We start from the raw sequence: 12,774 nt of genomic DNA, 5'->3' as shown, positions 1-12,774 counted from the left end.
CATTCTCAATGATTGAGAGTTCAACGGATCTGCTCAAGGGCCACCGCTCGAGCTTCGTCATCCTTGGCAAAGATTGCCTCAAAATTGCTTGCCGGTTCAATCGCCACCCGCGCCAGGGTCCGCTCAATGATAGCCGGGATATCCACGAAACGAATCTTACGCTTCAGAAAGGCATCAACAGCCACTTCGTTGGCGGCGTTCAGGATGGCTGGCGCCGTCGCTCCGGCATAGAACGCCTCGGCGGCGAGTCGCAGACAGGGAAAACGGTCCGGGTCCGGGCGCTCAAAGTTGAAACGACCAATGGCAAACAGGTCCAGAGGCGGCACTCCGGCTTCAATCCGCTCCGGCCATGCCAGGCCGTTGGCGATAGGCGTGCGCATGTCGGGGCTACCCAACTGCGCCAGCACGGAGCCATCCTCGTAGTCCACCATGGAGTGAATGATGCTTTCAGGATGGACGTGCACCTCCACCTTACCGGGATCAGTGTTGAACAGCCAGCAGGCTTCGATAAGCTCCAGCCCCTTGTTCATCAGCGAGGCGGAATCCACCGAGATTTTCTGCCCCATGGACCAGTTGGGATGGGCACAGGCCTGCTCCGGAGTAACATCCTGGAGTTGCTCGACGCTGAAGGTACGGAAAGGGCCGCCGGAGGCGGTCAGCAGAATTCGGCGGACACCGGCGGCATCCAACTGCCGACTCTGCCCTGCGGGCAAGCATTGGAAGATGGCATTGTGCTCGCTGTCGATCGGCAGCAGCTCGGCGCCAGAGTGGGCCACTGCGTCCATGAACAACTGACCGGACATCACCAGTGCTTCCTTGTTGGCCAGCAGAACCCGCTTGCCGGCCTTCACAGCTGCCAGGGTGGGCGCCAGACCGGCCGCCCCCACAATGGCCGCCATAACGGTATCACAGCCTGCGTCACCAGCGACCGCACACAACCCCGATTCACCTGTCAGCACCTCGATGTCGGTACCGGACAAACGGGACTGCAGCTCGGCCGCAGCGGCGGCGTCCGCCATCACGGCGACCGACGGCTGGAATTCCTGACACAGGCGGGTCATCTCATCGACCCGGGTGCTGGCCGTCAGCGCCTCGACCCGGAACCGCTGTGGGTGGCGACGGATGACATCCAGTGTACTCTGACCAATGGAGCCGGTAGCGCCCAGGACCGTCACCGAGCGCATCATGCCACTCCGGCCCGCAGCCAGCCCAACAGCCCAACCAACAGTGCAAACACCGGAATTGCGGCGGTGAGACTGTCGATCCGGTCCATGATGCCGCCATGCCCCGGCAGCAGCTGGCTGCTGTCCTTGATGCCACGATGGCGTTTGAGCATGCTCTCCAGCAGGTCACCCAGGACCGAAATCGCCCCGGTCAGCAAACTGGCGATGACCAGCAGCGAGCCCTCCACCAGGGTCGCTTCGACAGCCATACTGCACAGTGTTGCCAACACCGCGACGGCAGCCAGGCCACCCCACACCCCAGCCCAGGATTTACCGGGGCTGACCCGGGGCGCCAGCTTGGCCTTGCCAAAGGCGCGCCCGGCAAAATAGGCACCGATGTCCGCGACCCAGACAATGCAGAAGACGTAGAGAATAACCAGCAGGTTGTTGTCCAGACGGCCAAACTCGACGTCGCCATTGCGCAACTGGTTCAAACCAACCCAGGCCGGTACCAGAACCAGCACGCCCATCAGCGCCCGCACCGGCACCGGTGACCACCGATCCGTGCCCTTGGGGTAGCTGCGCACCAACAGCAGACAGATTCCCCACCACACCAGCGCCACCCAGTTCACCCAGGCCAGGGGCTGGTACAACAGGTACAACACGGCGGCAACGACTGCGGCATAGCCAAAACGGGCGGCCTGGGACGTCAGTCCTGCCATATTGGCCCACTCCCAGGCACCAATGGCGATGATCAGACCGGTAAACAGGGCGAAGCCCAGTGGCGGTAGAAAGAAAATGCCCCCGATCGCAATGGGAGCCAGGATCAGGGCGGTGATAATACGGGTCTTTAACACGAGTCGGGTCGCTTATTCGTCGTTATTGTCGGGCGAGCACGCGGCGGAAATCTGATCGTCAGTCTGGCCAAACCGGCGCTGACGACGGGAGTAGGCTTCCAACGCCTCGCGCATCTCCGCTTCGTGGAAATCCGGCCAGTACACCTCTGAGAAGTAGAATTCGGTATAGGCCAGGTGCCAGAGCAGGAAGTTGCTGATCCGCTGCTCACCGGCCGTGCGGATCATCAGATCCGGCATGGGCAGGTCGCCGATGGAGAGGTGCTGCTGAATCAGGTCATCGGTGATATCGGACGGCGCCAGGCGCCCTGCCGCCACGTCTGCCGCCACCTGGCGGGTGGCCTGGGTGATATCCCAGTGGCCACCGTAGTTGGCGGCAATCACCAGCGTCATGCGGGTATTGTGACGGGTCAACTCTTCGGCACGGGCCATATGCTCCTGGAGCACGGCGCTGAAGGCACTGCGATCGCCAATGATCCGCAGCCGGATATTGTTGCGGTGCAGTTTCTTGACTTCCCGTTCCAGCGCGAACAGGAACAACCGCATCAATGCCGATACCTCATCCTCGGGACGACGCCAGTTCTCGCTTGAGAACGCAAACAGGGTGAGTACTTCCACCCCTTCCCGGGCACAGGTTTCCACCACCGACTTGACGGCCTTGACCCCGGCCTTGTGACCGGCAACCCCTTTCAGGCGCTGCGCCTTGGCCCAGCGGTTGTTGCCATCCATGATGATCGCCACGTGCCGGGGCCGCGTCGCCGCCGAAACCGGAATATCTGCGGATACCTTTTCCGTCATGCTAACCCCTGACCGGCAGCGCCTGGGAAGGCTCTCTGCCGGTGGTTGGTGAACGCCGAACCGTGACGGTCTAGACCGCCATCAGGTCCTCTTCCTTGGATTTGAGCATCTTCTCGACCTCAGCTACGTAGCGGTCGGTCAGCTTCTGGACCTCTTCCTCACCGCGACGCTGGTCGTCTTCGGAGATCTCTTTCTCCTTCACCAGGTCCTTGATGTCATTGTTGGCGTCCCGGCGGGCGTTGCGGATGGAGACACGGGCGTGCTCGGCATCTGCCTTGGCCTGCTTGACCATCTCGCGACGGGTTTCCTCGGTCAGCATCGGCATCGGTACCCGAATCACGTCACCGTTGGTGGACGGGTTCAGGCCCAGATCAGACATCATGATGGCCTTCTCGATGGTCGGCGTCAGGTTCTTCTCCCAGGGCGCCACCACCAGAGTACGATTGTCTTCGACGTTGACCGCGGCCACCTGCTTCAGCGGGGTGTCCTGACCGTAATAGCTCACCATAACGCTATCCAGGATCGCCGGATGGGCGCGACCGGTACGGATCTTGTTGAATGCTGAACCCAGAGCTTCCAGGCTCTTCTTCATGCGCGTTTCGGCATCGGATTTGATTTCGTTGATCACTGCAGCATCCTCAATTCTGTGTCTGGTAAAAAAACGTTGTCTGTCGCCGACTCAGTCGACCAGTGTGCCTTCGGGCTCGCCGGTGACAATCCGGGTCAACACGCCCGGCTGGTTCATGTCGAAGATCCGCAACGGCATGCCGTGATCACGGGCCAGACAGATTGCAGTCAGGTCCATGACTTCCAGCTTCATGTCCAACACCTGATCATAGGTCAGATAGTCGTATTTCTCCGCTGATGGATCCTTGACCGGATCGGCGGAGTAGATGCCATCCACCTTGGTGGCCTTGAGTACCGCGTCGGCTTCGATTTCGATGCCACGCAGGCAGGCGGAGGAATCGGTGGTGAAGAAGGGGTTGCCGGTACCGGCGCAGAAGATCACGACATCGCCATCCTTGAGATCGCGAACCGCACGGCGGCGGTCGTAATGCTCAACAATGCCGCTCATCGGAATGGCCGACATTACCCGTGTACGGATGTTGGAGCGCTCCAGGGCATCCCGCATCGCCAGGGCGTTCATGACGGTTGCCAGCATCCCCATGTGGTCACCGGTTACCCGGTCCATGCCCGCCGCGTTCAGGGCGGCACCGCGGAACAGGTTACCACCACCGATCACCAGGCCAACCTGGACCCCGATACCGATCAACGCGCCGATCTCCAGGGCCATTCGGTCCAGCACCTTCGGATCAATGCCGAAATCGTGCTCACCCATGAGCGCCTCACCACTGAGTTTCAGCAGAACTCGCTTGTACCGTGGCTGGCTGTTCGAAGACTTAGGCATGATGATCCCCTCTATACATTGGCTGGCAGGATGACGACGCTGCGGGAGGACCACGCCTGTCGACTGGCGCGATCACTGTCCGGACTCGCATCTGACATACCTCTCCAGCCGATCCGGCGGTAAAAAAGGGGTATCTCAGATACAAGCCCGCCACGAGGGCCGGGTTTCCCCAGCCAACGTGGCAGTCTTTGTCGGGCCCGACAATCGTTGATTCCGGGCCCTGGGAGCAGGATCAGGCCTTGCCGGTACCGGCTGCAGCAGCAACCTCGGCAGCAAAGTCCACTTCTTCCTTCTCGATGCCTTCGCCAACTTCCAGGCGAATGAAGCCAACCAGCTCACCACCGGCAGCCTTGATCAGCTCACCAACGGTCTGGTCCGGGTTCTTGACGAACGGCTGCTCGACCAGGCTGCTCTCTTTCAGGAACTTCTTGATCCGGCCGCCCATCATCTTCTCAACGATTTCATCAGGCTTGCCTTCCATATCCGGCTGGGCCTTGATGATTTCCTTCTCTTTTTCCAGCTCTTCAGCAGGCATGTCTTCTGGCTTGCCAACGCGCGGGTTAACCGCAGCGGCGTGCATGGCAACGTCGCGAGCCACTTCGGAGTCACCAGCAGAAATGGCAACAACGGAAGCGATCTTGTTGTTGCTGTGGACGTAGCCACCAACAACCGGACCTTCAACCTTCAGCAGACGACGAACAGTGATGTTCTCGCCGATCTTCTGAACCAGGCCCTGGCGCTTCTCTTCCAGTTCGCCTTCCATCAGCTTGGCAACGTCAGTCTCGCCTTTGTCGAACGCAACGGCCAGAACGTCATTGGCGAAAGCCATGAAGTTGTCATCACGGGCAACGAAGTCAGTCTCAGAGTTGACTTCCAGGACGTATGCGACGGTGTTGTCGTCGGATACCTTGATCAGGGCAACGCCTTCAGCAGCGGTACGACCAGCTTTCTTGGCGGCCTTCAGACCGGAAGACTTACGCAGCTCTTCGATAGCAGTTTCTACACTGCCGTCAGCTTCTACCAGTGCCTTCTTGCACTCCATCATGCCAAGACCGGTACGCTCACGCAGTTCTTTGACCATTGCAGCGGTAATTGCAGCCATGTTCAATCCTCTCAATGTCAGGAATCTGGAGTCCCGTCCCTTATGGGGCCGGTACAGATATTCAGGAAAACCTGAACAGCCTCGACTGTTCAGAACGCTGATCCTCCCACTCGGGTGGAGTCGGGTCTTGCCCGTACCTTTCGCACCTGAAGAAAGGGGGACCGGAGGTTTCTCTCCTCAGCCCCCACATTCAAGCGCCGAAAGATGATCAGCACATGACGCCAGGCGTCTTACTCGGCAGCCGGAGCTGCGCCTTCGGCGTCTTCGCTGACTTCTACAAACTCATCAGCGCCGGCGCCAGCCTGAGTACCTTCAACACAGGTATCGGCAACCGCCTTAACGTAGATCTGGATCGCACGGATCGCGTCGTCATTGCCCGGGATGACATAGTCAACGCCGTCAGGATCGCTGTTGGTATCAACAACGCCGATGACCGGGATGCCCAGCTTGTTGGCTTCCTTGATCGCGATGCGCTCGTGGTCAACGTCGATCACGAACAGAGCGTCCGGCAGGCCACCCATGTCCTTGATACCGCCGATGCTGCGCTCCAGCTTGTCCATCTCGCGGGTACGCTCGAGGGCTTCTTTCTTGGTCAGCTTGTCGAAAGTACCGTCTTTGCTCTGGGCTTCCAGATCACGGTAGCGACGGATGGACTGACGAATGGTCTTGTAGTTGGTCAGCATACCACCCAACCAGCGGTGGTTTACGAACGGCTGGCCAGCGCGCTCGGCTTCTTCCTTAACGATCTTGGCGGCAGCACGCTTGGTGCCAACGAACAGGACCTTGTTCTTGCTCTCTGCCAGCTGCTGAACGAACTTCAGCGCGTCGTTCATGGCAGGAACAGTCTGCTCCAGGTTGATGATATGAATCTTGTTACGGGCACCAAAGATGTACTTACCCATTTTCGGGTTCCAGTAACGGGTCTGGTGACCAAAGTGAGCACCTGCTTTCAGCAGGTCACGCATATTTACCTGAGCCATGATATATACCTTTTAGCTTCGGGTTAGTCCTCCACACGTCCGATTGCCCCAACCCCACCTGTTAAGGGGGCACCCTGGGACAACGTGTCGACGCGTGTGCGAATTTACCGGATTGATGTCCGGCGGGCGCGTTTATACCACAAAAGCAAACCCCGGCGCCATTGCTTTCGTACCTTTTAAGGCGCCGGCGAAGGCAGCCACCGCCTTGTACCCGGAACAGCGCACCCTTAAAATGCCTGTTTGATCCAAATCAACAGGAAGCCCAATGCAGGTAACGATCAAGACCCCGGAAGAAATCGAGAAGATGCGTGTCGCCGGCCGTCTGGCGGCCGAAGTGCTGGAGATGATTGGCGAGTACATCAAGCCTGGCGTTTCCACCGAGGAACTGGACCGCATCTGTCACGATTACATCGTCAATGTACAGAAGGCGATTCCGGCTCCGCTGAACTACAAGGGGTTTCCGAAGTCGATCTGCACGTCGGTCAACCACGTGATCTGCCACGGCATTCCGTCGGAGAAGAAAATCCTCAAGGACGGCGACATCATGAACATCGATGTTACCGTCATTAAGGATGAGTACCACGGTGATACCAGCAAGATGTTCATTGTGGGCAAGCCCAAGCCCGGCACCGAGCGACTGATCCAGATTACCCAGGAATGCCTCTATAAAGGTATTGAACTGGTCAAGCCAGGCGCCCGCCTGGGGGACATCGGCCACGTAATCCAGCGTCACGCCGAGAAGCATCGTTATTCGGTGGTTCGAGACTACTGCGGTCACGGCATTGGCAAGGTGTTCCATGAAGAGCCCCAGGTCATGCATTACGGCAAGCCAGGCACCGGGTTCGAACTCCAGGAAGGCATGACCTTCACCATCGAGCCGATGATCAACCAGGGCAAGTACCAGACCAAGCTGCTGCCAGACGGCTGGACCGTGGTCACCAAGGACCACAAACTGTCCGCCCAGTGGGAACACACCCTGCTGGTGACCGCCGACGGCTGTGACGTGCTCACCAAGCGAACCGAAGAGTCGTTCTAGGTGGACACGGCCGAGCTGGAAACCCGAGTCCGCGAGGACCTGTCCCCGGTCCTGGCAGCCCGCGAACTGCTGCAATCCCGCTACAACGCGGATGCTGAGGCCTTTCGCCAGGGTGCCGGGGTGCGGGAGCTGGTGCAGTCCCGCGCCAACACCATCGACCGGGTTCTCCAGCTCATCTGGTCACGCTACCCTTTCGCCAGCTCTCCGGACATTGCCCTGGTGGCTGTGGGCGGCTACGGTCGCGGCGAGCTTCACCCCCATTCCGACATCGATCTGCTGATTCTCAGCCGCAACGGCGTTGAGGACGACTGGCAGGAAGATCTCGGCGCCTTCATCACGCTGCTCTGGGACCTGCGACTGGACATCGGCCACAGCGTCCGCAGCCTGGAAGAAAGCAAGCACGCCGCCCGCGACGACGTCACCATTCTCACCAACCTGCTGGAAACCCGGACGGTAGCCGGCCCGGACGAACTGCGCTCAACCCTGAGCGATGCCATCTACTCCGATGACATCATGACCGACCGGGAGTACTTCATCGCCAAGCGGGAGGAGCAACAGGCCCGCCACACCAAATACGGCGACACCGAGTACAACCTCGAGCCCAACGTCAAAGGCTCCCCCGGGGCGCTACGAGACATCCAGACCATTGGCTGGATCACCAAGCGGCATTTCGGCCTGCAGAGCATCGCCGATCTGACTCGTTTCAGCATTCTGACCGAAGAAGAACACCGGATTCTGCTCGAGGGCGAGACCTTCCTCTGGCGACTGCGTTATGGCCTGCAACTGATCGCCGATCGCAACGAGAACCGACTGCTGTTTGATCACCAGCGAGCTCTGGCTCACCTGCTGGGTTACCGTGACGAAGGCCGTCGCCTGGGCGTGGAAGCGATGATGCAGGCTTACTACCGCACCGTGCTGGCGCTGGCCGAGCTGGCCGACGTCATCCTGCAGTACTACGATGAGGCCATCCTCGCCAGCGAGGGCCAGGAAACCATCCAGCCGCTGAACAAACGCTTCCAGGTCCGTAACCGTTACATTGAAGCGATCAACAACCAGGTCTTTGCCTACGCGCCCTACGCCATTATGGAGATCTTCGTGTTGATGGCGCAGCATCCGGAGATCAAGGGCATCCGCGCCACCACCATTCGTTCCCTGCGGGCCCACCGGCACCTTATTGACGATGCCTTCCGCGGCGACCTGGCGGTAACGACCCTGTTCATGGAACTGCTGAAAACGCCCCATGCGCTGGATCAGACCCTGTCGTACATGAAAAAGTACAATGTGCTGGGGCGCTACCTGCCGGAATTTGGCCAGATCATCGGCCAGATGCAGCACGACCTGTTCCACATCTACACAGTGGACGCCCATACCCTGCGGGTGATCCGCAACATGGTGCGCCTGACCGGCCCGGACGCCCGCACCGAGTTCCCGCTGGCATCGCGCCTGATCCATCGACTGCCGAAACTGGAAACCCTGTACATTGCCGGGCTCTATCACGACGTCGCCAAGGGCCGGGGCGGGGATCATTCCGAACTGGGGGCGATCGACGCCGAAGCATTCTGTCAGCGCCACCACCTCAGCGAGCGCGATACCCAGCTCATCGCCTGGCTGGTGGAGAACCACCTGCTGATGTCGATGACGGCTCAGCGCAAGGACATCTCCGACCCCGACATTATCCAGGGCTTCGCCCGGTCCGTGCCCAGTGAGGTGCACCTTGATTACCTGTACGTGCTCACCGTCTGCGATATCAGCGCCACCAACCCCTCGCTCTGGAACACCTGGCGCGCCTCCCTGCTGAGGCAATTGTACATTGAGGCGAAACGGGTTCTGAGCCGCGGCAACGACAACCCGGTGGACCGCCAGGAGTGGGTCCGGGCCACCCGCACGGAAGCCCGGGAAATGCTGCTGTCCCAGGGCTTCAGTGACGAGCAGATCGACAGTATCTGGGACAACCTGGACCAGGACTACTTCCTCCAGGACTCCACCGTGGACATTGCCTGGCAGACGGCCGCCATCATCCGCCATGGCGACCACCCGGACCCCCTGGTGCTGATCCGTGACACCCGCGGCGGCCCCAGTGAAGGCTACTCCCAGATCACCATCTACATGAAAGACCGGGTTGCGCTGTTCGCGGCCACAACGGCGGTGCTGGAGCAACTCAACCTCAATATCGCCGACGCCCGCATCACCACCTGCACCAACAGCCCCTACTCCATCAGCTCCTACGTCGTGCTGGATGACAAGGGCCAACCACTGGGGATCGACCCGGCCCGCAAGGAGCGGGTACGCAAGCGCCTGATCGAGGAACTGGATGATCCGGAGGACTACCCGGACATCATTCACCGGCGCACCCCGAGACAACTCAAGCACTTCGCCTTCCCGACGGAGGTGACGTTCTCAAACGACACCTACAATCAGCGCACGGTGATGGAAGTCGTCACCCCCGACCGCCCCGGCCTGCTGGCCCGAATCGGCCAGGTCCTGCTGGAACACCGGGTACGCCTGGCCACCGCCAAAATCGCCACCCTCGGTGAGCGGGTGGAAGACGTGTTCTTCGTCACCGACGAACACGGCCAGCCGATCCAGGACCCGAACGTGTGTCACCGCCTTCAGGAAGACCTCTGCAACATGCTGGACCAGACTCAATGAACCCCAACCTGTCCCGACTGCACCCCTACCCCTTTGAAAAACTGAGCAAGCTCAAGGCCGGCATCGAGCTGCCCGACCACCTCCCGGCCATCGCCCTGGGCATCGGTGAGCCCAAGCATCCGGCCCCCGAATTCGTCAAACGGGTGATCGCGGACAACCTGGACCGACTGGCCAACTACCCGACAACCCGCGGCCTGGACGAACTGCGCGAAGCCATCGCGGCGTGGGCCACCCGCCGCTTTCAACTGACCGCTGGCACACTAACGGCGGATGCACACGTGGTGCCGGTCAACGGCACCCGGGAAGGCATCTTCTCCCTGGTGCAGTCGGTGGTGGACCGCAGCCGCCCCGGCGCCAGAGTGGTGAGCCCCAATCCGTTCTACCAGATCTACGAGGGCGCGGCACTGCTGGCCGGCGCCAGCCCCCACTACCTCGCCTGCGACGAGAGCAACGGCTTTATCCCGGATTTCGATCAGGTACCGGCCAGCGTCTGGGACGACTGCCAGATTCTGTTCCTGTGCTCTCCTGGCAACCCCAGTGGCGCCGTTATTCCCCGCAGCACCCTGGCACGGGTGATTGAGCTTGCGGACCGCCACGACTTCATCATCGCCTCCGACGAGTGCTACTCGGAGCTCTACCCTGACGAAGCCCAGCCGCCGGAGGGCCTGCTGCAGACCTGCGCCGCCCTGGGCCGGGACGACTTCGCCCGCTGCGTGGTGTTCCACAGCCTGTCCAAACGCAGCAACCTGCCCGGACTGCGCTCCGGCTTTGTCGCCGGTGACGCCCGCATCCTCAGGGAATACCTGCGCTATCGCACCTACCATGGCTGCGCGATGCCGGTTCAGCACCAGCTCGCCAGTGTGGCGGCGTGGCAGGACGAAGCCCATGTGCAGGCAAACCGGGCCGCTTATCGGGCCAAATTTGAGGCAGTGGTGCCAATCCTGAAGCAGGTGATGGAGGTCGATTTCCCGGACGCAGGCTTCTATCTCTGGCCCAGGACGCCGGTGGACGACGAAACCTTCGCCCTCGAACTGGCACAAACCCAGAACGTACACGTTCTGCCCGGCCGCTATCTGTCACGCACCATTGACGGCTACAACCCGGGCGAACACCGGGTGCGTATGGCACTGGTCGCACCGCTGGACGAATGCGTGACGGCAGCCGAACGCATAGCGACCTATCTGCGCCAACGCTAATGGCGGTAGTCGGCCAGGCACCAGCCCAACTCTCGAACCAACCCTTGCAAGCAACGAGTCAGGACTCATGAAACTCTACGGCATCAAGAACTGCGACACCGTCAAGAAAGCCCGCAAGTGGTTGGATGAGGCGGGCATCGACCATCAGTTTCACGACTTCAAGAAAGACGGTCTAAACCCGGAACTGCTCAGCCGCTGGGAGCAGGCCGTAGGCTGGGAGCTGCTGCTGAACCGGCGCGGAACCACCTGGCGCAAGCTGCCGGAAGAGGTTCGTGATAACATCGACGCCCAATCCGCCCACACCGTCATGCTCGACAACCCATCGATCATCAAGCGCCCGGTGGTTGAGCAGGACGGCAAGGTCTACGTCGGCTTCAAGGCCGATGACTGGGCCAACACTTTCACGCCCTGAGCCCGGGCCGTCGACACGGCCACAGGACATCAGCGCGACCCGAACACAAAATCCCAGATTGAAGGAGAATTCAGCGCCATGAGTTTCGCATTCGGAATCGGCATCGGTACCCAGAACACCAGCAACGAGTGGCTGGAAGTGTTCTACCAGCAACCGGTACTCAACCCGGCCGACGCGCTGGTTGACGCCGCCCGCTCAGCCCTTGGCTACACCAGCGGCAATCAGGCGCTCGTCGCCAATGCCGACCAGCTCAACGCCCTCGCCCAGGCTCTGGCCGACGCTGGCGACGCAGCCCAGGCCAACCTCGCCCGCAAGGCCGCAGACAGCCAGCGCCCGGTTGTGGTCACGGTACTGGAAAGCGACGACACCGCCAGCAGCACACCGGAGGTGTACCTCAAGCTGCACCTGATCTCCCACCGCCAGGCCAAGCCCCACGGCCTCAAGCTGGATGGCATCTTTGGACTGCTGCCCAACCTGGCGTGGACCAACGAAGGCGCGATCGACCTGAAAGAACTGCCGGATCGCCAACTCCAGGCGCGCCTTGAAGGCCGCGTGCTGGAAGTGAAATCCGTCGACAAGTTCCCGCAGATGACCGACTACGTGGTTCCCGCCGGGGTCCGTATCGCTGACACCGCCCGCGTACGTCTGGGCGCCTACGTCGGTGAAGGCACCACGGTCATGCATGAAGGCTTCATCAACTTCAACGCCGGTACCGAAGGCACCAGCATGATCGAAGGCCGGATCTCCGCAGGCGTGCTGATCGGCAAGGGTTCCGATCTCGGCGGCGGCTGCTCCACCATGGGCACCCTGTCCGGCGGCGGCAACATCATCATCTCCGTGGGCGAGAACTGCCTGATCGGCGCCAACGCCGGCATTGGCATCCCGCTGGGTGATCGCTGCACAGTGGAAGCAGGCCTGTACATCACATCCGGCTCCAAAGTGGCGCTGCTGGACGACCACAACAACCTGGTGGAAGTCGTCAAAGCCCGCGACCTCGCCGGCAAGCCGGACCTTCTGTTCCGTCGTAACAGCCAGACCGGCGCGGTTGAGTGCAAGACCAACAAGACCGCGATCGAACTCAACGAAGAGCTTCACGCCAACAACTGAGGGCTACGCCCTGATCACGCCCGGTCCCTGCCCTGACTGCGGACCGGGCTCGCCCTACCTCGAAACAGA

The 12,774-nt window shown here is 60.8% G+C and carries 12 protein-coding genes; 5 read left to right on the top strand and 7 right to left on the bottom strand.

From position 1 onward, the window contains the following. Nucleotides 1–20: 20 nt before the first annotated feature. From ispC to rpsB, 7 genes are all read right to left on the bottom strand, one after another. Complete coding sequence (gene ispC / locus MLD24_RS07730) at nt 21–1,184, bottom strand: 1-deoxy-D-xylulose-5-phosphate reductoisomerase (RefSeq protein ID WP_425562303.1); 1,164 nt, start codon at nt 1,182–1,184, stop codon at nt 21–23. Further along, entirely contained in the window at nt 1,184–2,020 is an 837-nt protein-coding gene (locus MLD24_RS07725; RefSeq protein ID WP_248165883.1) for a phosphatidate cytidylyltransferase, read from the bottom strand. The genes ispC and MLD24_RS07725 overlap by 1 nt, the downstream gene beginning before the upstream one ends. 12 nt (nt 2,021–2,032) lie before the next feature. Next, nucleotides 2,033–2,815, bottom strand: coding sequence for a polyprenyl diphosphate synthase (gene uppS, locus MLD24_RS07720; RefSeq protein WP_248165881.1), 783 nt, complete (start codon nt 2,813–2,815; stop codon nt 2,033–2,035). Between the two features lie 70 nt (nt 2,816–2,885). After that, on the bottom strand, nt 2,886–3,443 hold the full coding sequence (gene frr, locus MLD24_RS07715; protein ID WP_228752845.1) for a ribosome recycling factor: 558 nt from the start codon (nt 3,441–3,443) through the stop codon (nt 2,886–2,888). A gap of 51 nt (nt 3,444–3,494) precedes the next feature. Next, the gene (gene pyrH / locus MLD24_RS07710) at nt 3,495–4,223 is read right to left on the bottom strand and encodes a UMP kinase (RefSeq protein ID WP_227175409.1); all 729 of its coding nucleotides are present in this window, start codon (nt 4,221–4,223) and stop codon (nt 3,495–3,497) included. 232 nt (nt 4,224–4,455) lie between these two features. Then, the gene (gene tsf / locus MLD24_RS07705) at nt 4,456–5,325 is read right to left on the bottom strand and encodes a translation elongation factor Ts (RefSeq protein ID WP_248165879.1); all 870 of its coding nucleotides are present in this window, start codon (nt 5,323–5,325) and stop codon (nt 4,456–4,458) included. 230 nt (nt 5,326–5,555) lie between these two features. Beyond that, nucleotides 5,556–6,305: a 30S ribosomal protein S2 gene (rpsB, locus tag MLD24_RS07700; protein WP_227175407.1), complete on the bottom strand. Its 750-nt coding sequence runs from the start codon at nt 6,303–6,305 to the stop codon at nt 5,556–5,558. Nucleotides 6,306–6,570: 265 nt separating this feature from the next. Between rpsB and map the strand changes: the two genes are divergently transcribed. From map to dapD, 5 genes are all read left to right on the top strand, one after another. Then, entirely contained in the window at nt 6,571–7,341 is a 771-nt protein-coding gene (map, locus tag MLD24_RS07695; protein WP_248165877.1) for a type I methionyl aminopeptidase, read from the top strand. Beyond that, nucleotides 7,342–9,990 (top strand): [protein-PII] uridylyltransferase, encoded by a 2,649-nt coding sequence (locus MLD24_RS07690; protein ID WP_248165875.1) that lies wholly within the window; start codon nt 7,342–7,344, stop codon nt 9,988–9,990. Next, a complete protein-coding gene (dapC, locus tag MLD24_RS07685; RefSeq protein ID WP_248165873.1) occupies nt 9,987–11,186 on the top strand; it encodes a succinyldiaminopimelate transaminase in 1,200 nt (399 codons plus the stop codon). The genes MLD24_RS07690 and dapC overlap by 4 nt, the downstream gene beginning before the upstream one ends. Nucleotides 11,187–11,253: 67 nt before the next feature. After that, nucleotides 11,254–11,598, top strand: coding sequence for an ArsC family reductase (locus MLD24_RS07680; RefSeq protein ID WP_227175403.1), 345 nt, complete (start codon nt 11,254–11,256; stop codon nt 11,596–11,598). Nucleotides 11,599–11,676: 78 nt separating this feature from the next. Beyond that, nucleotides 11,677–12,705, top strand: a complete 1,029-nt coding sequence (gene dapD, locus MLD24_RS07675) for a 2,3,4,5-tetrahydropyridine-2,6-dicarboxylate N-succinyltransferase (protein WP_248165871.1) — start codon at nt 11,677–11,679, stop codon at nt 12,703–12,705. Nucleotides 12,706–12,774 lie beyond the last annotated feature (69 nt).

This window comes from Marinobacter xestospongiae (assembly GCF_023156385.1).
In the GTDB taxonomy this organism is placed as follows: Bacteria; Pseudomonadota; Gammaproteobacteria; order Pseudomonadales; family Oleiphilaceae; genus Marinobacter; species Marinobacter xestospongiae.
This window is presented reverse-complemented; position numbering and strand designations above follow the sequence as displayed.